This window comes from Alloacidobacterium sp. (assembly GCF_035631355.1).
Classification (GTDB): domain Bacteria; phylum Acidobacteriota; class Terriglobia; order Terriglobales; family Acidobacteriaceae; genus Alloacidobacterium.
This window is the reverse complement of the sequence record NZ_DASQIX010000066.1, coordinates 1-21964: the sequence shown is the minus strand read 5'-3', so window position 1 is coordinate 21964 and position 21964 is coordinate 1. Positions and strand designations below refer to the sequence as shown.

General features: G+C 53.4%; 17 protein-coding genes. 6 read left to right on the top strand and 11 right to left on the bottom strand.

Annotation, left to right across the window (positions count from 1 at the left end):
• Positions 1–2 precede the first annotated feature (2 nt).
• Positions 3–1397: an efflux transporter outer membrane subunit gene (locus VEV40_RS12170; protein ID WP_324832641.1), complete on the top strand. Its 1395-nt coding sequence runs from the start codon at positions 3–5 to the stop codon at positions 1395–1397.
• A 113-nt stretch (positions 1398–1510) separates the two neighbouring features.
• On the opposite strand, the gene VEV40_RS12165 is transcribed toward VEV40_RS12170, so the two are convergent.
• From VEV40_RS12165 to VEV40_RS12155, 3 genes are all read right to left on the bottom strand, one after another.
• A complete protein-coding gene (locus tag VEV40_RS12165) occupies positions 1511–2212 on the bottom strand; it encodes a carbonic anhydrase (protein WP_324832640.1) in 702 nt (233 codons plus the stop codon).
• A 143-nt stretch (positions 2213–2355) separates the two neighbouring features.
• Positions 2356–2859, bottom strand: a complete 504-nt coding sequence (locus tag VEV40_RS12160; RefSeq protein WP_324832639.1) for a hypothetical protein — start codon at positions 2857–2859, stop codon at positions 2356–2358.
• A gap of 115 nt (positions 2860–2974) precedes the next feature.
• Entirely contained in the window at positions 2975–3517 is a 543-nt protein-coding gene (locus VEV40_RS12155) for a hypothetical protein (RefSeq protein ID WP_324832638.1), read from the bottom strand.
• 355 nt (positions 3518–3872) lie between these two features.
• Here VEV40_RS12155 and nhaA point away from each other — a divergent pair, with 355 nt between their 5' ends.
• A complete protein-coding gene (nhaA, locus tag VEV40_RS12150; protein WP_324832637.1) occupies positions 3873–5222 on the top strand; it encodes a Na+/H+ antiporter NhaA in 1350 nt (449 codons plus the stop codon).
• Between the two features lie 29 nt (positions 5223–5251).
• Here the strand turns inward: nhaA and VEV40_RS12145 are convergent, their stop codons facing one another.
• The 3 genes from VEV40_RS12145 to VEV40_RS12135 all read right to left on the bottom strand — a co-directional run bounded on the left by VEV40_RS12145 (position 5252) and on the right by VEV40_RS12135 (position 12103).
• Positions 5252–6403, bottom strand: a complete 1152-nt coding sequence (locus VEV40_RS12145; protein WP_324832636.1) for a PP2C family protein-serine/threonine phosphatase — start codon at positions 6401–6403, stop codon at positions 5252–5254.
• A 1-nt stretch (position 6404) separates the two neighbouring features.
• A complete protein-coding gene (locus VEV40_RS12140) occupies positions 6405–9977 on the bottom strand; it encodes a hybrid sensor histidine kinase/response regulator (protein ID WP_324832635.1) in 3573 nt (1190 codons plus the stop codon).
• 968 nt (positions 9978–10945) lie between these two features.
• Complete coding sequence (locus tag VEV40_RS12135; RefSeq protein ID WP_324832634.1) at positions 10946–12103, bottom strand: tagatose-6-phosphate ketose isomerase; 1158 nt, start codon at positions 12101–12103, stop codon at positions 10946–10948.
• Positions 12104–12339: 236 nt separating this feature from the next.
• Here VEV40_RS12135 and VEV40_RS12130 point away from each other — a divergent pair, with 236 nt between their 5' ends.
• On the top strand, positions 12340–13311 hold the full coding sequence (locus VEV40_RS12130) for a carbohydrate kinase family protein (RefSeq protein WP_324832633.1): 972 nt from the start codon (positions 12340–12342) through the stop codon (positions 13309–13311).
• A 41-nt stretch (positions 13312–13352) separates the two neighbouring features.
• Complete coding sequence (locus tag VEV40_RS12125; RefSeq protein ID WP_324832632.1) at positions 13353–14180, top strand: fumarylacetoacetate hydrolase family protein; 828 nt, start codon at positions 13353–13355, stop codon at positions 14178–14180.
• A 10-nt stretch (positions 14181–14190) separates the two neighbouring features.
• Here VEV40_RS12125 and VEV40_RS12120 read toward each other — a convergent pair whose 3' ends face one another.
• The 3 genes from VEV40_RS12120 to VEV40_RS12110 are packed head-to-tail and all read right to left on the bottom strand — an operon-like array spanning position 14191 to position 17421.
• Entirely contained in the window at positions 14191–15543 is a 1353-nt protein-coding gene (locus tag VEV40_RS12120; protein ID WP_324832631.1) for a gluconate:H+ symporter, read from the bottom strand.
• A 14-nt stretch (positions 15544–15557) separates the two neighbouring features.
• Positions 15558–15950 carry a RidA family protein gene (locus VEV40_RS12115; protein ID WP_324832630.1) on the bottom strand — a complete coding sequence of 131 codons (393 nt, stop codon included), beginning with the start codon at positions 15948–15950 and terminating at the stop codon, positions 15558–15560.
• Between the two features lie 16 nt (positions 15951–15966).
• A complete protein-coding gene (locus VEV40_RS12110) occupies positions 15967–17421 on the bottom strand; it encodes a D-aminoacylase (RefSeq protein WP_324832628.1) in 1455 nt (484 codons plus the stop codon).
• Between the two features lie 67 nt (positions 17422–17488).
• Here VEV40_RS12110 and VEV40_RS12105 point away from each other — a divergent pair, with 67 nt between their 5' ends.
• Both VEV40_RS12105 and VEV40_RS12100 read left to right on the top strand, forming a co-directional pair.
• Positions 17489–18772, top strand: coding sequence for an amino acid deaminase (locus VEV40_RS12105; RefSeq protein WP_324832627.1), 1284 nt, complete (start codon positions 17489–17491; stop codon positions 18770–18772).
• A 14-nt stretch (positions 18773–18786) separates the two neighbouring features.
• The gene (locus VEV40_RS12100) at positions 18787–19905 is read left to right on the top strand and encodes a nucleotidyltransferase family protein (RefSeq protein ID WP_324832625.1); all 1119 of its coding nucleotides are present in this window, start codon (positions 18787–18789) and stop codon (positions 19903–19905) included.
• An 87-nt stretch (positions 19906–19992) separates the two neighbouring features.
• Here VEV40_RS12100 and VEV40_RS12095 read toward each other — a convergent pair whose 3' ends face one another.
• Complete coding sequence (locus VEV40_RS12095) at positions 19993–20163, bottom strand: hypothetical protein (RefSeq protein ID WP_324832624.1); 171 nt, start codon at positions 20161–20163, stop codon at positions 19993–19995.
• Positions 20164–20222: 59 nt separating this feature from the next.
• The coding region (locus tag VEV40_RS12090; RefSeq protein ID WP_324832623.1) for a VCBS repeat-containing protein at positions 20223–21964 on the bottom strand (1742 nt) is incomplete at its 5' end.

Here is a 21964-nt window from a genome sequence, read left to right as displayed (position 1 = left end):
CAATGATTGGCGAGCGTAGGGTCATCGCAATTGCGTTGATGCTGTTGACTGGCTGCACCGTCGGGCCGAACTACAAGCGCCCACAGATCAATGCACCAGACGCCTACCGTGGGCTCGATCCAAATGCTCCGCCGCAGACCACCGCATCGATCGCCGATGAGAAATGGTGGACTGTCTTTGATGACCAGCAGTTGCAGGCCTTGATTCACAAAGCAATCTCTCAGAACTATGATGTGCGCATTGCAGCCACGCGTGTGCTACAGGCGCAAGCCCAATTGGGAATTACGCGCGCGGACCAGTTTCCTTCCATCTATGGTGGGGCAAGCGCATCTAACCTGCGCCTTCCCCAGACAAAGACAATTCCGGCTACCAATACGAGCGCAAACCAACTCAATCTGTCCCTGGCCTGGGAACTGGATTTCTGGGGAAAATATCGCAGGGCAACGGAATCGGCTCGCGCCAACCTTCTGGCAACAGAGTGGGGCCAGAAGGCTGTGATCTGGAGTCTGGTGAGTAATATAGCCTCGGCATATTTCCAGTTATTGGAACTTGATGCTGAAATGCAAATCTCTCGAAACACGCTGGCATCTCGCAAAGAGTCACTACGGCTTGTCGAAATACGCGCAACCGGTGGCACGACCTCCATGCTCGACGTCCGTCAGTCGGAGCAGTTGGTCTACGGCGCAGCGGCGAACATTCCGGCCCTCGAGAGGAGCATTGAGCAGCAGGAAAACCTCATAAGCATACTGATAGGTGACAACCCAGAGCCTATTACGCGCGGAAAGACTCTGCTCGAAATCCACTTTCCTCCGACAGTTCCCGCAGGGCTTCCTTCATCCTTATTAGAGAGGCGACCCGATATCCAATCGGCCGAGCAGCAACTGATTGCAGCAAACGCACAAATCGGCGTGGCGAAGGCGGCATATTTCCCTGACATTAGTCTGACAGCGATAGCTGGGTACCAGAGTACGGCTCTTACGAACTTATTTACCGGCCCGGCAGGTTTTTGGAGTTTCGGCGGGCAATTGACTCAGCCTATCTTTACTGCAGGAAAACTTCGCGCCAACGTCAGATTAACTGAGGCACAGCAGCAGGAAGCAGTGTTGTTCTACCAGCAATCCATCCAGCAGGCATTCCGCGAAGTATCGGACTCGCTGATAGGGTATAGGAAGGATCAGGAATATCGCGCCCAGCAAGAGTTGTTGACTACGGCAGCGCAAGATACAGTTCGGCTTGCGAATGTTCGCTATAATGGCGGCGTTACAAGCTACCTTGAAGTACTGGACAGTGACACCCGCTACTTCAATGCTCAAATCTCTCTTGCACAGGCCGAACTCAATGAGCGAGTGGCCTTGGTACAGCTTTACAATTCCCTTGGGGGCGGCTGGCAGCAATAGGCTTCATTTCGTCCCTTACGAGTCTAAGCGGGACTCTTTCGAATGAACTGACGACGTTGTCCAGGATTAGGCATGATCCAGATTGAGAGTCGACGTTCACTCTACAAAGATGTTTAGCTCAAAGTAACTTTGCCCGTGGCCAGATGATAGACCGCGGCGGTCACCTTTAGTTTGCCTGCCTTAATGGCATCGCGAATGACTGTCGAAGAGGTGCGCAGTAGTTCTGCTTGAACCTTTGCATTAGCTTCGATTGCCTGGTCAAGATTACCGTGAGACTGTTCCACCGCCTGCCTGAGACGCGTATATAGTGAACTGATTTGCCCCGGGACAGTTTCTGTTTTCATTGCCGCCTTCACTGCTCCGCAATTGCTATGGCCGAGCACAAGGATTGCTTCAACTCCCAGAACGGCAACGCCATATTCAAGGCTGGCAATAATTTCTGGCGTCACAATATTGCCGGCCACTCGTGTGACAAAGATGTGACCGATTGTCTGGTCGAAAAGCAGCTCCACAGGCACCCGGGAATCAGCACAGGCGAGCACAGCAGCGAAAGGCTCCTGTTTATCGACCGTTTTCTCTTTCAATATGCTTAGATCGTGCTGAATCGAAGTCAGCTGATTGGCGGCGAAACGCTGATTTCCCGAAAGCAATTCTTGCAGGGCTTCATCGGGGCTCAGATTGGTTTGGGCGCTAACGTGCGCGGGAGAAGCCAACTCGATTCCAGCCAGGCCTGTAACTCCAACGGCGGCGCTTGAAAGAACAGTCCGAAGAAATTGCCTTCTGCCATAATCCTGAAAGCGCGCATTATCTCCCATTGTGCGATAACCTCCCCTAAGCTCGTTACAAACTCGCGCTTCATAATACTCTTATTTGCCAGTAGATACTCAAATGAGTCTCACGTTATGAAACAGCCGCTGTTCGGCATAGAAAACTACCTGGAGAAGCTTTCGTGACTGCCTCAGGGTGCCGGGAGGGATGCAGGCTGCTGCAGACGGAACGAAATCAAGGTCTCGCTGGGCACTTGGATTGACTGACCCTTCTGAACTACAGATCCCACGGCGCCTGCAGTTGCACCGATGGCCGCTCCCATCCCTGCATTCCCTGCGATAGCTCCTATTGCTGCCCCGAGGCCGGCCCCGCCCAGAAGGCGTCTGGCGCTTCTTTTACCGCTACTACTGCCTTTCACCTCGTAGTCACTCGTATAAATCGGATAGGCAGTACCGTTGACGACGATGTCCGTGAGTACCAACTGCAAATTGGAGGACCCGGTTGCGCGTCCTGCCTGCTGCGCTACATCGAGGCGTCCATACACAGTATTGCCTGCCGGCACAATGACGGTCCCATTGACCGCGAGGTTGGTCTCAAGCACGGTCGTAAATCGGTACCCCTTCGGATCCTTGCTGGAATCTACCGTGTCGAGCATTCTCACCATGATCGGTGTACCAGCCGGCACCGTAATCATGCTCTCCTGTGATACCGCAGCCACATCGATAATCGCGAACGCTGCTACTAGTGCACACCATGCTATTGTCGACAAAGTTCTGGACTTGTACATTTGGTTTTCTTCTCCCTTCCGGTCAGGATCCCGCCACGGGCAGCGACGAATCAATTTGCAGATCAATGATCAGCAGCAATTGATATTCGACCTGCACGAATCGCGCGGCAGTAACCGCCCCAAGTGAATCCTTTACGCGGTCGTAGTACTTGGCCAGAAGATCCATCCGCTGCCTCTGATACGACAAAGCGTTCTGGACCAACTCATCCGCCTTTGCATCCGTCAACTGACTGTATGTTTGTGAGTACTCTTTTATATTGGCTACTCTCAGATCGTTGACTTTTGTCAGTTCAGCGTCATAATCACGGTAGATTGGCCAGAATTTGGCCGCCTGGTCAGGGTCGAGTTGCATGACTGCGCTCATCACTGCGGACTTTTGTGATCGCACATCTTTCCGCAAGAGAGCGATGTATTCATTGAGATTTTGTTCCTGTGGCGAGGTGAGTGGCGCTGTAGCCTTGGCAGGTGCTCCTTGAGTGGTAGTGTTACTCTGGGCGAGGGATCCCTGAGCTGAGGCCATGCCCAGGCACGCGAAAGCTGTGAATGTAATTGCGCTCTTAATCACCTTGTCCTCCTTGAGAAACCGATTTTCTATCTTGGCCTTACTTGGGCATTCATTGTCTCATTAAGGTTAGTGCGGTCCCGGCTACACTTCTGAACACGCAACTTTTCAGGGGAAAAAGCATACAAAGCTCTCGCCTCCTTCAAATTCAGTTGCAAACGCCCACTATTCTGCAAGACGGTCTAAAGTTATCGGTTTAGGCCCGACACTTCTACTGGCAAATGTGACAGTAGAGTAGTGGAAGCCCTCCTTGTATTTTCGTCTCATGCTGGCAATTCGAGATGACGCTGTTTGCGACGGACGTTTTTGTTGGTGCTGATGTGTTTCTCGTTTTGATATTAGAGATAAACTGACTGCCATGACTGTACCGGCACGTACACTAGGGGCTTTGCGGCTGGAAGTGGGTGAATCTTTAATTGCACGCACGGTACAACTTCCTATTCAGCAGTTCATCCATACTCAAGGGGTCAGCAGCGCTTTTCTGCTAGCAGCGGCAGTCATTGCGTTGATCTGGGCAAACTCACCGTGGAGCACCTCGTACTACCACATCTGGCATGTAGAGCTGAGGCTTTCCGGGCTGAGGTTGCCGATCCATGCATGGATCAATGACTTCATGATGGCGTTGTTCTTTTTCCTTGTTGGCATGGAGATCAAGCAGGAAATTGTCCACGGCGAGCTAGCGGATTTACGCCGCGCCGCGTTGCCCATCTTTGGCGGCATTGGCGGCATGATTGTACCGGCATTGATTTTTGTATTGCTGAACCATGGAAGGCCGGGCGCCTATGGCTGGGGTGTTCCCATGGCAACCGATATTGCCTTTTCGCTCGGCGTGCTTGCCATGGTGAAAGGGATTCCCGCTGAGTTGAAAGTGTTTCTGCTTTCGCTAGCTATTGCTGACGACATCGGGGCCATTGTCGTAATTGCGCTGTTTTATACCGACACGCTGCACCTCGAGCAACTTATAATTGCCGCTCTTCTCTTGGCTCTTATCTTTCTTTGCCGTCGCGTCGGAGTTGACAGGCTGATCATCTATGCGGTTCTGGGACTGGCTTTCTGGCTGGCAATTCTTCGCTCCGGAATCCATGCAACGATCGCCGGAGTCATTCTGGGAATGATTATGCCGGTCCACGCCCGAATCCCGCTCGATACGTTCGGCGAAGTCTGTGCGGAAACTTTGGCGGAGTTTCGCAAGGCATTTGCCGCTGGAGACAATGCCATGGCCAATCGACGGCTCGGCGCGATGGAATATCTCATTTCAAGAACCGAATCGCCGGCAGACCAGATTACGCGAAAGCTGCATGACTGGATTGCATTTCTCGTATTGCCGCTCTTCGCACTCTCGAACGCCGGAGTCACCTTCTCGTTATCGACCTGGCGGTCGCTGCTGCACAGCCCGCTGGCATGGGGCGTATTGGTGGGGCTGCTCGCGGGTAAGCCTCTGGGCATTTTTGCTACATGCTGGATCGCAGTAAAGGTGAAAGTTGCGCAGCTCCCGCAGTCGGTACGTTGGAGTCATGTTGTCGGTGTCGGTGTGCTTGCTGGAATTGGATTCACGGTTTCTCTTTTTATTAGTGCACTGGCATTCCAAGATCCTGCCATGCTGGATGCTGCAAAAACCGCAGTGCTGTCCGCGTCTCTACTCGCAGGAGTATCGGGTTATGTCCTTTTAAGCAGCATTGCTAAGCGAGATTCTGCGGATGCAGATTAGGAAAGGAAAAGGGGGCTGCGCGCCACCAGTCAATGACAGCGAAGAGCAACCATCGTGATATCGTCATCGAGCTCCTCATCCGAGCCGCGAGTGGCCCATCGGGTTAACTCGCTCAACAGACAGTCAGCGAGTTGATCTGCAGATGTGCATTGCGCCATAGTCAGGAACTCCCTGAAGCGGTCATTACCGAACTCGATTCCCGCGTTGTTAACGGTTTCCGGAATTCCATCGGTATAAAGCAAACACCAATCACCTGCTTTAAACGGCAACTCCAGCGAAGAGTAAGTTGCCCAAGGAAATTTCCCAAGAAACAACCCATTCTCTTCGATATCATGCACGGCCGCGGATGACGTGCTCCACAACAGCATTGGGGGATGGCCTGCGCCAGCGTACGTCAGTGTTTTTCTCGTCATGTCAACGAACAAATATGCCGCTGTAACATAATGATGCTCAAACTTCCCACAAAGGGCTTTGTTCAAACCGGACAACACTTGTGCAGGATCGGCTGCATTGGTAACCTGTGCAGCCAGCGCAATTTTCAACATCGACGCAATAAGCGCAGCAGGCATTCCGTGTCCTGACACGTCTGCTACTAGAATTCCGAGGCGCTTTTCATCCACTACGATGAAGTCGTAGAAATCGCCGGCAACCGAGGTCATGGGAACATAACGTGCAGCCATTTCCAGGCCTTCGATCTTCGGGATCTGGGTTGGGAGAATTGACAGCTGGATCTGCCGTGCAGTTTCCAGTTCCTTTTGGATTGTGTGCAATTGATGCGCGAGCTGCTCTTGGATACTGCGGAGCATCAGATGGGTTTGGACGCGCGCCATGACAATCGCAGGAGAAAACGGCTTATGAATGTAATCCACCGCGCCAACTTTGAATCCCCTTGTTTCGTCTTCAATCTCAGTTTGGCCTGTCAGAAAGATAACAGGTATGTCGCGCGTCTGTGCCTCCATTTTTAGCCGCGAGCATACCTCGTATCCGTCCATCTCAGGCATCATGACGTCAAGCAGAATCAGATCTGGAGAGGGTATAGCATTGGCCAACTCCAATGCCTTGGCCCCATTCGTTGCAATGCGGATTTTGTAGGTGTCCTTGAGGATCGAATTTGCAACTTGAATGTTGGCGGGGGCATCATCCACCAAGAGGATCGTTTTCTGCGGGTCCTGTTCTTTCATTTCACCTGCTCCCGTTTTTTTGCGCGCAAGTTTTGGCCACCTCATCCAGTTTTCCTAGAGCACCTTCAAAGTCGAAGTCATTGATGAGGGTGCCTAAAGCATCCAGCTGGGTCTTTTCTACAGTACCCTTTACTGTAGCTTGCAGGTTATAGAATGCGTCTTCTGCGGCGCCGTCACTAGCCTCGAGCAGGCTTCGGAGCCGAGCAATCGCCTCGGTGGCCGCTACTCCGTTGAAAGGTAACGTCTGCACTTCTTCTGGCGAGGCAGGCGCCGCTTCAGGCAGCGCGGCCTTTATGGCGCTAACTTGTTGTCCCAACGATTCTGCGAACTTGTCGAGCAGAGAAGGTATCGAATCCGGATGATCCTCGCGGATTGCTTTCTCCAGATTCTGAGCTGCAGATTGCACATCCACGATTCCAATGTTGCCGGCAACACCTTTAACTGTATGAGCAATGCGCTCAGCCAGTTTGAGATCGCCACTCGCGAGTGCGGCTAGAATCTCAGTGGAAACGTCGCCCTGTTTCGCTGCGAACTGTCTCAGAAGGTCGCGATAAAGGCGCTTATTGCCGGCAACCCGCTTTAAGCCATTGTCAATATCTATACCTGCTATTTCTGGCAGGATGACATCTTCGGGAGTATTTGCAGGTTTTGTTTGAGGCTGCACAGGCTTGGGCTTTGCCCATCGCAGTAAGGTGGAAAACAGAGCGTCAGGGTCAATTGGTTTCGACACATGATCGTTCATGCCTGCATCAAGACAACGTTGACGCTCTTCAACCAGCGCGTGGGCCGTCATCGCAATAATCGGAAGCTTCTGCAGGCGCGGAACACGCCGCAGTAGCTTTGTTGCTGTAATGCCGTCGATTTCGGGCATCTGCAGGTCCATGAACACAACATCGAACGGCGGATGCTGATCGCTTTCGGTCAATATCTTCACAGCCTCACCACCGTGATTTGCAATGGTGACGCTAGCTCCCGCCCCCTCAAGCAACTCGGTCGCAACCTGCTGGTTCATCTCATTGTCTTCGACCAGCAGGATTCGAATACCACTCGCATCGTGCACATACGCGTTCTCTTTTTTTTCTAGGGAACGATGCGCCTCAATCCCCGTAATACCGAAGAGATCCACCAACGTGTCGAAAAGCAGTGACAAGTTGACTGGCTTCAGCAAATAGCTATCGATTCCAATCTCCTCTGCTTTGCCCCTGATATCCTCTCGCCCGAATGCGGTCACCATTATGATCTTGGGAACGTGCTGCAACCTGTCATTGCGCTTAATGATGCGGCTGGTTTCAAGTCCATCCATTCCCGGCATATGCCAGTCCATTAAGACCAAACGATAGGGATCTTTGGAGTCTGCAACTGATATTTCCCGGATGGCATCCTCTCCCGATGAAACCGACTCAGCCCGGAGCGCAAAGGACTGAAGTTCGTCGGTGAGAATCTCTCGTGCCTGTGCATTGTCATCGACCACGAGGGCTCGAACACCTGCCAAGTCAGGGATGAAACGTTTGCGTCTCTCGCCTGTTCCAATACCAAACCAGGCAGTGAAATGAAAAGTGCTGCCTGCTCCAAGTTCACTCTCGACCCAGATGTTGCCTTCCATCATCTCAACCAGACGTTTGGATATAGAGAGCCCGAGACCGGTGCCACCATACTTTCGCGTCGTTGATGTATCTGCCTGCACAAACGCCTGGAACAGCCGTGCGCTCTGCTCCGGCGTCATGCCGATACCGCTATCGCGGACTGAGAACTTCATCTTCACTCGCTCTGCCGATTGCTCTTCGAGCGTTGCTATCACCACCACCTCACCATGTTCGGTGAACTTGATTGCATTGTTTACCAGGTTGATGAGGATTTGACCGAGGCGCAGCGGGTCTCCGATAAGGTTAGGAGGAATCTCATCCTGTACCTTAATCAAAAACTCAAGGTTCTTATCGTGGGCTTTCTGGCTAACAATTGCGGATAGATTGTCGAGTACGTCCTCAAGACGGAAGCCGGTGTTTTCCAAATCCAGCTTGCCCGCTTCGATTTTCGAGAAATCGAGAATGTCATTGATTATGCCAAGCAGAGATTGCGACGCCGACTTTACTTTGATTAGGTAGTTTTCCTGCTTGGGGGAAAGTTGAGTCTTTAACGCAAGATGTGTCATGCCGATGATGGCATTCATCGGCGTGCGGATTTCATGGCTCATATTGGCAAGGAAATCAGATTTGGCTTTGGTAGCGGTTTCAGCGGCTTCTTTGGCCACAGAAAGTTCCGCAGCTTGCACACGTGTCTGTTCGAGGAGTTCCTTGGCCTCAAGTTTGCTCAAAAGAATCTTGGTATTCAGCGCCACGGTCGGTAGAAGCGTGTCAAAGAGCGCCTGCTGGCGCGGGGACACCGAAGCTGAAGGTGCCAACTCAACGACCGCCAACACAACAGACTGATTGATAACGGGAATATAAAGGACACACGCGGGTGTCACTGTTCCGATGCCAACAGAAACCTGGAGCGGCTTGTCTGCAGTAGAAACAATCTGAAGGCTGCGCCGCTCAACAGCAGCTTGCCCCACCAGAGCTTCACCGAGCGCAATCTGTCGAGGCTCTGTTGCGACGTCCATTGCGAAAGAGCCTACACGCGTGAAGTGAGTTTGGTTTTGGTCAGCGAGGTAAAATGCACCATATAACAAGCTGAACGACTGTGCGATCCGAGACAGCAGGATTGTGGAGAACTCCGCGAAATCTTCTGCCGATTGCAAACGCTCAACAGTAGCCGCAACCTCAGCTCTGACCCATCCCTGCGTCTCCCGCTCGCGCGCAGCTGTCTGCAATGCCTGCAGTGCACGGCTCATCTCGCCAATTTCATTTGGCCTGTTAAGGTTGGAGATAGGTTCGTCTAGTCTTCCTGCCGCTACATCCAGTATTCGGCCTCGAAATGACAGTACTACCTTCACTACTTCAACCTGTACGATGGTGAGCGCAAGAATGAAAGATGCAGCCAGGCCCAGTGTGATCACGATCCACGTGATCAAAATCGTCCGGTGTGTTCTGACAGTAAGTTCGGCGGATCGCTGGTTCAGAGTTGCCTGCAATTGCTCACATAGCTGGATGAGAGATTGTCGAGCGTCGTTCAGCTCAGGATCGAATCTCGTTCGCATTAGCTCCATGGCTCTTTCATTGTTACTGGACAATGTTGCGGTTCTAATTGCGCGTGATTCCGAAACAGCCCGATCAAAATGATCTGTCGCTGCGTTGATTACCTCGGAAAGACTTGGGCTAGTCTCCTTCGCTGCATCTGTGTATGTGTGGAGTTGAGCTGCCGCCTCGTCGAGATTAGCGTCGATTACATGCATTGTGTCGACACTGGTCTCCGCGATTTCCTTATAAAGGAGCATTCCGAACAGGTTGCTTTGCGAACGTGCGATTGTCAGGTTGTGAAGGGTCTTGACATCTTTGCTGATCAGGTCGCTGTACCAGGCATCGATTTTGCCCATCTCAATCGATGCGTACATCGTGCCTGCAATAACCATCACGACCAGAGGAAGCAGCGCGATGAGAACCTTGGTTCGGATTCTAAGATTTTCTAGGAGGCTCATTTATACTGCTCCCATTGTGACAACTGAGAACCGTTGCGATCAATGCTGGTCAATTGTAGCCGCCACAGCAGAGTTGTCGCTCTGGCACCTTACTCGCTGGCTATGGCGAAGGAGGATTGCCAAGGAATTATTTGCCCAAGCATCCAGCGGCTATATCATGAACGTAAATTCTGATCATTTTATTTATAGGGATGAGTTTCATAGAACTGGCAGAAGTGACAGCACGTTAAGCATCAATGATTTTTGTTTTTGCCCTTCGCCAATTCAATCTCCGAAGCGCTTGGGAGTGTGAAACATGTCGGTCATCGGCGGGATCCATGCCATTGTTACTCGCCGTTCAGGAGGCCCTTGGCTGCGATAGAGACTAGCGCGAAAAATGGTTCCCTCCGCTGGCGCGTGTGGATCATGGATCGGAAGAGAATCCGCATTGCCGCATACCAGACATTGGTGTTGCGATCGATCCGTGCGGATACTTGGAAATTGGAATTCCACTTCCATCCATCTTCGCGGTGAGGTGAATTAAGGTCAATATCCAGGTCAATCCACTCTCCTTCGGCGAGACTTCGAATTCCTTGTATTTTCCGGATATCTTGAAAATCCGATCCGCTAAAAGAGCTCCGCAAATGGCCCAGTTCAAAGGCCCAAGAGTCTCGGCGGTCGGGTTGGGTTCGGGCTTTAGATACGGCTCTTATCGTCCAGCGTGACCTGATCTCGGTCCTGTACTCTAGAACTGTTTCGATGTGCGTCGACATCAGCGACGATTGGCTCTGCGCCGCGCCAGAATGGAGATTGCGGGTCAGTCTCCAGCGGAATATTCTGTGCCGCATGGACGCTTTGAAGACGGCAGGAGGTTTGTCATGCGCAAAGGTCGCACTGGCGATGGCAAGCAGACAACTAATTGCGGAGACTTATCGTAACCAACGCTTTATATCAAGCGAGCAATTTCCAGAGCTGTATATTCCGAAGCTTCAGGCATATATGGTGAACTTCTCGACGACACGGTTTATGATTCCGCGCGGGCTTGGCGAATCTGGTTTCAGGCCAAGTTCAATGGAGGTGAAAAGCCCAAGCAACTGGCCAAAGATGACGTCTACGGCAGGGCGATACCAATCGTCCAAGTGTTCGAGAGCAGGGCAGCCAAGGCTACAATCGCTCGCGTCGTGCATCCCGCCAACCGTCACAATCGAACGCACAATCTGCTTCACGCGGATCTCATTCAAGAGGTCAGAATCATATTTGCGTCGCAGGGGGTCGGTGGAAAGAAATAGAGTGAAGAGTGTTTCCATGTTTAGCGCGGACATCGGGCCATGCCGAAGCCCAAGCGTTGTTTCATACATCGTCTGAATTCCACCGCTGGTCAGCTCGAGCATCTTCAGCGCGGATTCGCGTGCAGTTGCAGATAGTGATCCAGCACCGACATAGCAGGCAGTGCGATATTTCTGCTGTGCCAAGTTGTGAGCCAACTCCGCGCCTTCGCGTAAAAGGTATTCTGCGGCCTGCACCATGCACTCCAGCGTCTTGTCGAAAGGAGTTCCGTCCCACAGATGTGCGAGCTCCTGGCCGAAGAGGATCATGTTCGTAAATGAGCTGGTCATCGCCAGACTGCGATCGTTGACTGCATCACTCAGTACCGCGGCGAAGCAATTTTTGTGTTCATGGGCAAGCTTTGCCATCTGGGCGTTCTGATTGCAACTCACAATCACGTGCCGGACATTTGGGCTGTTTACAAGCGCCTGCTCCAGCGCGGCTACGCCTTCCGGGCTATCACCGGAGCGCGAGAAAGAAATCCAAAGGTAGTTGAGACCCGGAACCATAAGATCATCGCCGTTCGTGAGCAAGTCAGTGCTGGGGACAACCTGCACTTCGCATTTCCAGCGTCTCCGCAGCAGATTCGCAACAGAACGGCCAGCGTAATCTGAGGTCCCAGCGCCAATCAGGTAAATGGGCCATCTTTCTTCATGAGCTTGCCGCAAAAATACCGCCAGATCTCGCCGTAGCTCCTCAAACAGCCGATGTGTGACGGGCCATGTCGTCGGCTGCTGCGCGATTTCGGCGGGTGTGTAGAGCAGGCCGCGTTCCAGTTTTTCAGGTTGAGAAAGATTCAGAAGCTGCGAGAGGGGATTCACTGTTTATTCCTTAAACATGAGATAAAGAAACAATAAGAAGTTAAAAGTAAACCATCCTCAAATATCGTTTGCAAGGAACAACCATCGGTCGTCAGCGCAGTGGTAGGTAAACCACATTGCCCGCAAGTCTGCGAAAATCATGACTGAGCCGAAAATAGGCATTCGCGATACGGACTTCGTCTACGTCGAATACATAGATAACGAAGGGTAAAGGAAGCTGAAAAACGTTAACGACTATGAAAGATTTCGACATCGCCATCGCAGGAGAGCTCAATCTCGACGTAATTCTTTATGGCCTTCCAACCGAGATGCCGACGGAAAGGGAATTGCTCGCAAGCAGCTTCGGCGCTACTCTGGGGGGCTCTTCGTCGATTGTGGCGCACAATGCCGCAACTCTTGGCGCAGGTGTTGCGTTTACATCTCTAATTGGAAACGATGAATTTGGACGTATTGCTCTAGACAGGTTGGTGGCGGCAGGCGTCGATGTCTCGACAGTGGTGCGGCACAGCGACGCCGCGAGTGGCATAACCGTCATTCTGCCGCACGGCGATCAGCGCCATATGCTTACTTTTGCGGGGACGATTGCTGATTTGACAATCGCGCACCTCGATTTCGATTTTCTAGCCCGGGCGCGCCATTTGCATCTTTCGTCACTCTATCTACAACGCGGCCTGCATGCCGGACTGCCTGAATTCCTGCGCCGCCTGAAGCGAGCTGGGCTCACCATCTCGCTCGATACAAATGACGATCCCGAAGACCGTTGGGGAGACCCCTTGCCTGAGGTACTTATTCATGTCGATGTGTTTCTCCCCAATGAGGATGAAATATGCCGGATGACCGGGCGCAGGGGACTGAACGATGCGGTCCAAGCGTTACCAGTAAAGCCGCCGGTCATCGCCGTGAAGCGCGGACGCCATGGTGCTCGCGTGTATGAACATGGAAGCGGCATCGATGTTGCTCCACTCGTTGTGACTCCGGTGGACACGATTGGAGCGGGTGACAGCTTTGATGCGGGATTCCTTTGCGCCTATCTTCTTTCCAAAGACGCGGTCACATGCGCACGGGCAGGGAATATCACCGGTGCCCTGTCTACGCAGTCTGCTGGTGGAACAGAGGCCTTTCGTGACCAGGCTCTTCGTGAAACCTTCCTAGGCGAGCATAGGTTCTTTGACCTTCTTGGGGGCGGAAATGCGGACATAAGGGCATAAGTATTTGCAGTACCTACTAACGTGATGGGGAAGCATGCCACATGAAACTCTATCGAACCAGAAGCGGCGCATTCACCTCGTTTGAGAATTTCTTCTATCGCACTAAAGCAGAATCATGGGACTCGCTGATCGCCCGCGATGACCTCCACGATCACTGCTTTGCAGCGATAAAAAATACCTCGCCCTCGAAGGAATTTTCTGAGATCGATATTTTGCCTCCGGTTGAAAATCAGGAAGTGTGGGCCGCTGGAGTAACTTACTATCGCAGCCGAACGGCACGCATGGAGGAATCAAAAGACGCTGGCGGAGGCACTTTCTATGACCGGGTATATTCCGCAGAGCGCCCGGAGCTGTTTTTTAAAGCAACAGGCCGCCGAGTTGTAGGGCATCGAGATAAAGTTCGCATCCGCAGCGATGCGAAGTGGTCAGTGCCCGAGGCTGAACTGACTTTATTGTTAAGCAGCAGCGGAAAAATTACCGGCTACACCATTGGCAATGATATGAGTTCGCGCGACATTGAAGGCGAGAATCCGCTCTATTTACCGCAGGCCAAAGTTTATGACGGAAGCTGCGCGATTGGTCCGTGTATCCTGCTCAGGCCGGAACCGCTGCCCAAAGAATCTCAAATTGAGCTGAGGATCCTGCGCGGCGGTGATGCTGCTTTCGTAGGGAAGACTTCACTGGCAGAACTCAAACGCGAGCCGCAGTTGCTGGCCGAGTATCTTTATCGCGACAACACATTCTCCTGTGGCAGCTTGCTTATGACAGGCACGGGCATTGTGCCTCCGGATACTTTTACGCTCCATCACGGAGACGAGATTCACATTTCAATTGAACACATTGGGACACTCTCGAACACAGTGGCGTGACGGCTACGCCCTATCTGATCGCGAACGATATGGCGACGGTAAGAACGAGCGCCGTGACTGAGATGATGGTTTCGCAGACTGACCAGGTCTTGATGGTCTGGCCAATGCTCATGTTGAAGTATTCCTTGACCAGCCAGAATCCGCCATCGTTGACGTGCGAGAAGATCAGGGAGCCTGCGCCGGTGGCAATCGCCAGCAGTTCTGGATGAACGCCCGCGCCGTGCAGAGCGATGGGCGCAACGATGCCGGCGGCGGTGGTCATTGCTACAGTGGCCGAACCGGTTGCGAGACGCATTAGAGCCGCCAAAAGCCAGGCAAGGAACAGCAGAGGTATATGGCTGTGCATGGCGACGGAGATGATCGCATTGGAGACGCCGCTGTCCTGCAAGATGCGCCCAAAGCCGCCGCCTGCGCCAACCAGCAGCGTGATAGTCGCCGTGGGCGCGAGGCACTCATTGCTGAAACGCAGAATCGTTTCCCGGGTAAAGCCGCGCATTCTGCCTAACGTGAAGAAGCTGAAGAGCACGCCAATTAACAATGCGATGCTGTCATTGCCGATCAGACGCAGCCACTCGTTCAGAGCGCTCTTGGGCGCGGAGAGCGTGTCGGCCCAGCTTCCCACCAGCATCAACAAGACGGGCAGAAGAATCGTGAGCAGCGTAAGCCAGAAGCCGGGTAGGCTTTGCTCATCGCCATGATCGACAAACTCGGCGGCCATGGGGTTTTCCTCGGCGAGCGTTACATGCGGAGCAATCAACTTCGCGTAGAGAGGGCCGGCGATGATTGCGGTAGGAATGCCGACAAGCAACGCGTAAAAGATGGTGCGGCCCACGTCGGCCTTGTAGATGGTAACGGCCAGCAGCGCAGCGGGGTGCGGCGGCACAAGGCCATGCACAACGGACAAGCCGGCCACCATTGGTAGTCCAACCAACACCAGCGATGTTTTTGTTCGTCGGGCCACAGTGTACGCAATGGGAATGAGCAGCACGAAGCCGACCTCAAAAAATGCGGGCAGGCCAATGATGAGTCCGATGACGACCATGGCCCAATGGACATTTTTCTCACCGAAGAGATTGATCAGCGTATGCGCGATCTGAGCAGCGCCGCCTGACTCGGCCATCATTTTGCCGAGCATCGTTCCCAGCGCTACAACAATGGCAATGTGTCCGAGCGTTCCACCGACTCCCACTTCAAAGGAATGGGCTATGTTATGAAGCGGCATTCCGGCAGCGACAGCCAGCGCTAGCGACACAAGAAACAAGCTGATGAATGGATTCAGCTTGACTACGGCGATCAGCAGAACCAGACCGACAACAGCGATGAGGGCCGAGATGAGCAGAAAAATGCTGTGATGATCGATCATAGTCAATGTACGGATCAGGCGTTCGGGGCCTTATAGGCAACGCAATCGATTTCGATTTTGCAATCGACGACCATGCTGGATATAACGCATGCGCGGGCGGGAGGGTGCTCGCCAAAATACTTTCTGAAGACAAAATTGAACGACGAGAAGTCGCGCGGATCTTCAAGCCATACGCCGCAGCGCACCACATGTTCCGGTCCAAAACCGGCTTCGCTCAGGATCGAGAGCAGATTGTGAAGGGCCTGTTCAGACTGTGCAACAATGTTGCCTGCGACTACTTCGCCATTGACCATTGGCACCTGGCCCGAAACATAGAGCCAACCATTGGCTTCGACCGCTCGTGCGAACGGAAGGTGCTTTCCCCCTGTGCCCTTACCGCCCTCCACGCCATAACGCTTGATGGTCATTCCGTACTCCTTTGATTTATTGAATCCATGTTGTTTTGCCGCGAGGCAGAAAGCGACCGCTGCATTTTCTGGTAGCTCCTCGATTCGTGTAGGAGAGAACGCCATTCACCCATACACTGGCAATGCCCTCAGCGGGACGTATTGGGTCAGCGAATGTGGCAGTGTCGATAATCTTCTCCGAATCGAAAAGTACGAGATCGGCAAAATAACCCTCGCGAACCAGGCCGCGCTTTGCCAGCCCGAAGCGTTGAGCCGGCATTCGCGTCATCTTATGAATGGCTTCGGGCAGAGAAAGCAATTTTTCTTCGCGGCTGTAGCGTCCCAGGACACGGGGGAATGTTCCCCATAGACGGGGATGAGGGAGGGGATCATTCGGCAGTCCATCGGAGCCAATCATAGTAGCCGGATGCCGCAGAATCCGGCGCATGTCATCTTCGGAGATGCTGTGATAAATGGCCCCAGCAGGCTGCAGCTTGCGGGCCGCATCGATCTGCGCTATGCCCCAGTTGATTGCAATTTGTGCGAGCGTTTGCCCCGCGAGTTCAGGATGCGGCGTACTCCAGGTAATCGTGATCTTTACGCGCTCGTCGACTTGCCGCAGATCGAGAGTGCTCGATCCGGCCGCGTAGGGATAGCAATCGCATCCAACATTCTGCGACGCGCGCGCTGTGTCAAGAGTGTGCAGCACTTCACCGCTGCGTCCCCAGTTCGCGATGCCGGCGCATTTCAGATGAGAAATAATGACCGGCACATGGTTTCGTCGGCCAATCTCGAACGCTTCGTTCATCGCGTCGAGAATTGTTTCCGTCTCGCTGCGCATATGGGTGGTGTAAACCGCGCCCGCGGCTGCCAAAGGTTGCGCGAGAGCAAGTACTTCGTCTGTCGAAGCAGAGTATGCCGAAAGATATGCGAGACCGGAGCTCAGCCCCAGCGCCCCATTATCAAGCGCCTCCTGAAGCTGGCGGCGCATGTTGTCAATTTCTGTCGCGCTTGCCGTGCGGTCGAGCCTGTCCATTTGGTTGTTGCGCAAAGCCGTGTGACCAACCAACGCGCCGACGTTTACGGATGGCTGCGCCTTCTGGATTGCCGCAACATACGCGGCGAATGTTGGGTAGCGGAAAGCATCGGCGCAGCCGAGCAGGTTCATCGGATCGGGCGGCTCTCCGCGCAATTGCACGGGAGCGGTGCTGATGCCGCAGTTGCCGACGATCACGGTTGTAACTCCCTGCGAAAGCTTTGAAAGCATAGCCGGATTGTGAATTACGGCCGTGTCGTCATGCGTATGAACATCGATGAAACCGGGAGCCAATATAAGACCATCGGCATCGATGTTTTCCGTCGCTGCATACTTTAGGGAATTGCCGATTTCGCGGATATGATCGCCGTTTAGCGCGACATCCAGACATTGTGAGGCAGCGCCGCTCCCGTCCAGGACAGTCGCGTTTCGGATGAGAGTATCGCAGTTGGGCATCTTCGGCTCTCTTAGAATATATCCGGCATGTGTTTCGGACCGCGCATGTGCCTGTTACGGGGAGACTATGAAATCTGATTTGATAGACGGCAAGCGCTATATACTTATGGCAATTTCTCAACTAAATAAGGGTCTCGGCCATCTCGAAAAAGATTTGGAGCCGGAAAATATTGCGTCACTCGATTGGAGCCTGCTGCGCGAAGACCTCAGCCTGCCATCTGCCGTTCTGTATCAGGACAAGCTTCTGCACAATCTTCACTGGATGCAGCAATTCATCAACGCGTACGGAGTCAAACTAGCGCCGCACGGCAAAACCACCATGGCACCGAAATTGTTTCACTTGCAATTAGACAAAGGCGCCTGGGGAATCACGCTCGCGACCGCGCACCAGACGCAAGTGGCTTATCAATATGGAGTGCGGCGCGTTTTGATGGCAAACGAACTGGTGGGCAAGGAGAACATGGCCATTATTTCGCGCCTGCTGCTCGATCCCGTCTTTGAATACTATTGTCTAGTCGATACCGCAGCGCAGGTTGACCAGCTTGGCGAGTTCTATGCCGAGCGCGGTCAGCGTCTTAATGTGTTGCTCGAACTTGGAGTTATGGGCGGACGTACCGGAGTGCGTGATCAGGCGCAGTTAGAGACAGTTCTTGCAGCATTGTTGCGCTGGAGCAATACGCTCGCGTTGAGCGGTATTGAAATGTATGAAGGCGTGCTCGACGATGAGACTGCTATTCGCGCATTCCTGCAACGCGCAGTGGATGTTACCCGGATGCTGGCCGCGGAAAAGCGTTTTCTGCATACGCCTGTTTTGCTTTCGGGAGCAGGCTCTGCCTGGTATGACGTTGTCGCAGAGGTCTTTTCTTCTGCTGGGTTGGGCGATGCAGTTGAAATCATTCTGCGTCCGGGCTGCTATCTCACGCATGACGTTGGCTCATATCGTGAGGCGCAGACGAGGATCTTCGAACATAATCCCATAGCGCGCCGCATGACATCCGGTTTGCTGCCTGCGTTGCATGTCTGGGCCTATGTGCAGTCTGTACCGGAAGCAGAGAAAGCGATTGTAGGAATGGGTAAGCGCGATGCCGCTTTCGACGCTGGCTTTCCCACTCCAGCGCTGCATTATAGACCAGGTGACGCCACGCCGAAGGCTGTGCTCGCGCGATGGATGCTGACCAAAATGATGGATCAGCACGCATATTTGCAGATTGCAGAGGGTGACGATCTCCGCGTTGGCGACATGATCGGCTTCGACATTTCGCACCCATGCCTGACGTTTGATAAATGGCGCGTGATGCCGGTGTTGGACGAGCAGTATCAGGTTGTTGATATAGTGCAGACGTTCTTCTAGGTTTGTCTGGAGATATGAAAGTGAGCAACGAAGCCGCGATTCCAGAGGCGGAGCTGTTGATTGCCTGCTTGCGCGGAACAGCTTCCGCTGTCCCCCGTGGTGCAGACTGCCGCTTGTTGGCAATGTTGGCCGAGACTCACGGAGTATTGCCTCTTGTTTACCGCGCTTTAACTGCGAGTGGCATAGAAGTCCCAGACAAAGCTTTCCGCGAGACCGTCCTGAATTCGCAGCTGTCGAGTAAAAGTCTGGCGGAGGAACTGGAACATCTCCTCGCCGTTTTCGCGATGCGCGGCATCGAAGTGCTTCCGTTGAAGGGCCCGGCATTGGCGGAGACATTATATGGTGATGTGACACTTCGCCCATGCGTCGATCTTGATTTGCTGGTGCGGGTAGGCGGTTACCATCAGGCTGAGCAACTACTGCTAGAAGAAGGGTGGGAAGCGTCAGCACCTGCTGATGAATATCAACGCAAATTTATGCGCGGCGAGTCCATGGTTGAACTGCATTTCGGCGTCGCGTCTCCTCGATCTTTTCCTTTCGACGTTGAGGGCACGTGGAACAGAGCGCGCAATGGCGCATTTCGCGGCCAGCCCATGAAGACGATGTCTGAAACAGACCGCGCCCTGTATCTGTTCCTCCACGGACTGAAGCATGGCTACGGTAGGCTGATCTGGATTCTTGATGCTGCTCTTGCACTCGAAACAATGCCATGTGGTCCGCGCGAACTCATAGAATGTGCCAAGGCGCAAGGACTGGAACAGGTGCTCTATATCAGTTGCGCGATGGTTGAAGAGGTTTTCCCGAAGCGTCTTCCGGAGAGCCTGACCGCAGTACTGGGAGATTCGCCTAGAGCTCTGCAGGCAGCACGCGCCAGCGTCCAAAGATTGTTGGCAGGCGCAGCAGGCACTGGACGCGATCCCGAAATCTGGGGATTTTACGTTCAGGCGGAAACAGGTCCGGCCATGCGGTGGTGTCGCCGTTTGGCCTTCTTCGCACCGACCAATGAGGACTCTCGATGGCTCAATGACCATCGGCTTCCACACTTCCTCGCGCCAGTGATGCGGCCATTTCGCCTGCTGGCGAAATATGGACTGAAGCGCGCATGGCGGACGGCGTTCCCGACGTTTCACTAGAGGCAAGAATTCAGGCCTACATAGCTTTGTTCCTTCCGGGATGTCAACAGAAGGACTGGAGCATTGAGCCCAACTAAGGTTCAAGGCTTACTGTGAATCGCGTGCGCCTTTGATACGAACAAAAGAAGAGGTGACGGCGCCCACGGCAACTTTGGCATACCGTTGGATCAACTCCCTTCGTGCAGATGTCTGTTCCTGACTGACATTATCCCGCTCGTCCTGCCCACCTGCGCCTTCTTTTTGGGGCGTTTCTGACATAGTGAAAGGGGTCCTTTCTTATGAGCAGCTACTAGCTTGCAAACGCAGCTTGTCAATGGTTAAGGAGCAGTCACATTCGGAGATGTGCTGGCTCCATATTTGCTATTGGCGTCGGGGGAATAAGTTGCATTCAGGGTATTTCCAGCGGGGAGAGAAAGTCCGGTGTAAGGTACGGATATCTGTGTGCCGCTCAACAGCACGCCAGTGTTATTGCTGAAGGTGTTGGCAACCACGATGTCGGGCGTGCCGTCCTCGTCAATGTCGCCTGCGGCCGCAGAATAAGGTTTGGTTCCGATGGTAAACGGGCCGAACACGGTATAGGGCGTGGCTATACTGCCGACTGCGACGTTGAGTGTGCCATCGGTATAGTTCGCTACGATTAAGTCAGGGATGCTGTCGCCGTTGATGTCAAAGAACCTCACCTCGTCCGGTCCATTACCAACACTGACTGTTGTTTGCGCGACAAATGTTCCGCTGCCATTGTTTTTCAGAACATTGACGTTGTTGCTACCGAAATTTGCCACGGCAAGCAACTGGCTGCTGCCCGCACCGGTGATGGCGAGGGCCTGCGGTCCAGTGCCGACAGTGACGGTGCTTGCGGTAAACGTGCCATTCTGGTTGTTCAGCAGAATGGACACTGTGCCGTCGTGATAGTTTGCGATCGCTAGATCCGAATAGAGATCTCCATTGAAGTCCGCGGCGCGAATGGCTTCCGGACTGTGTCCGACCTTGATAGCCGATCCGGTCACCGACAAGCCGCCGCTACCGTCGCCGATCAGTATGCTGACGGCGTTGTCGCCGGTGTTCGCCACAGCTACATCCAGGTTATTGTCGTGGTTAAAATCGCCTGTTGTTAACGACGTTGGCGTATTAGTTGCCGTGCCCACGGTGTAGAACACTGGAAGCTGAAAACTTCCGTTGCCATTGCCAAGCATCACGGCAATTTGATTTGTGCTGTAGCTTCCGACTATCAGATCAAGCGTGCTGTTCCCGCGCAGGCTGACAGCATGGACTTCCGACGGGCCAAAGCCACTGGCGATCAGGATCGAGGTTGCCGTGCCAAACGTGCCGTCACCTTTTCCGAACTGAATCGTTACGGAGTCCGTCCCAAACACGGAGGTGATCATGTCCGGTATCCCATCGCCATTTAGGTCAGCGAGCTCGGTCCACACGGGAAGGCTGTTGGCGCCTGTACTCGTCGTTGTTTGGGGCAACAAGGACGGTGCAGCAGTGGAAGTATTCAGCGTGACTGGTCCAGTGACCGGGCTGCTGCTGGTCACGTCAGTAAAGGCGAGCTGCCCGCTCGGCGCGGTGAAGCCAAAGCCGAAGACATTGATTTGCACAGTAGTGGCCGTCAGCGAAGCGATTGTGGTTTGCGATTTGCCATAGATCGTGACCGTCACAGAGGTCGATGCTGCAGCGTAATTCGTGTCTCCGCTATAAGCCAGCGATAGGGAATTGCTACCAGCGGGAATGATGGCCGGAATCGTTATGGCAGCAGCGCCTCCGCTCAAAGGAACTATGTGGCTGCCGCCTCCATTGAATGCGTAAGTAATGGTACCGGTCGGTACAGCACCACTCCCAACGCCTGCCACCGTTATGCTCACTGTCCCACCCTGTCCTTGAACCGGATTGGTGGGCGTAACTGTATCACTGATTGATACCGTTCCCGCGGAAACATTCAGCATCGCGCTGGTGTTGCTGCCTGCGAAATCTGTTGTTCCAATAAATGAAACAGAGAGAGTATGGCTGCCCTGAGCCAATGCATTGAACGGCCCACTGATCTGATAGTTGTTATTGT

Excerpts from the sequence above, each read along its gene's own strand:
- VEV40_RS12170 (WP_324832641.1), top strand. The coding sequence starts at position 3 with ATGATTGGCGAGCGTAGGGTCATCGCAATTGCGTTGATGCTGTTGACT.
- VEV40_RS12165 (WP_324832640.1), bottom strand. The coding sequence starts at position 2,212 with ATGGGAGATAATGCGCGCTTTCAGGATTATGGCAGAAGGCAATTTCTT.
- VEV40_RS12160 (WP_324832639.1), bottom strand. The coding sequence starts at position 2,859 with ATGATTACGGTGCCGGCTGGTACACCGATCATGGTGAGAATGCTCGAC.
- nhaA (WP_324832637.1), top strand. The coding sequence starts at position 3,873 with ATGACTGTACCGGCACGTACACTAGGGGCTTTGCGGCTGGAAGTGGGT.
- VEV40_RS12145 (WP_324832636.1), bottom strand. The coding sequence starts at position 6,403 with ATGAAAGAACAGGACCCGCAGAAAACGATCCTCTTGGTGGATGATGCC.
- VEV40_RS12140 (WP_324832635.1), bottom strand. The coding sequence starts at position 9,977 with ATGAGCCTCCTAGAAAATCTTAGAATCCGAACCAAGGTTCTCATCGCG.
- VEV40_RS12130 (WP_324832633.1), top strand. The coding sequence starts at position 12,340 with ATGAAAGATTTCGACATCGCCATCGCAGGAGAGCTCAATCTCGACGTA.
- VEV40_RS12125 (WP_324832632.1), top strand. The coding sequence starts at position 13,353 with ATGAAACTCTATCGAACCAGAAGCGGCGCATTCACCTCGTTTGAGAAT.
- VEV40_RS12120 (WP_324832631.1), bottom strand. The coding sequence starts at position 15,543 with ATGATCGATCATCACAGCATTTTTCTGCTCATCTCGGCCCTCATCGCT.
- VEV40_RS12115 (WP_324832630.1), bottom strand. The coding sequence starts at position 15,950 with ATGACCATCAAGCGTTATGGCGTGGAGGGCGGTAAGGGCACAGGGGGA.
- VEV40_RS12110 (WP_324832628.1), bottom strand. The coding sequence starts at position 17,421 with ATGCCCAACTGCGATACTCTCATCCGAAACGCGACTGTCCTGGACGGG.
- VEV40_RS12105 (WP_324832627.1), top strand. The coding sequence starts at position 17,489 with ATGAAATCTGATTTGATAGACGGCAAGCGCTATATACTTATGGCAATT.
- VEV40_RS12100 (WP_324832625.1), top strand. The coding sequence starts at position 18,787 with ATGAAAGTGAGCAACGAAGCCGCGATTCCAGAGGCGGAGCTGTTGATT.
- VEV40_RS12095 (WP_324832624.1), bottom strand. The coding sequence starts at position 20,163 with ATGTCAGAAACGCCCCAAAAAGAAGGCGCAGGTGGGCAGGACGAGCGG.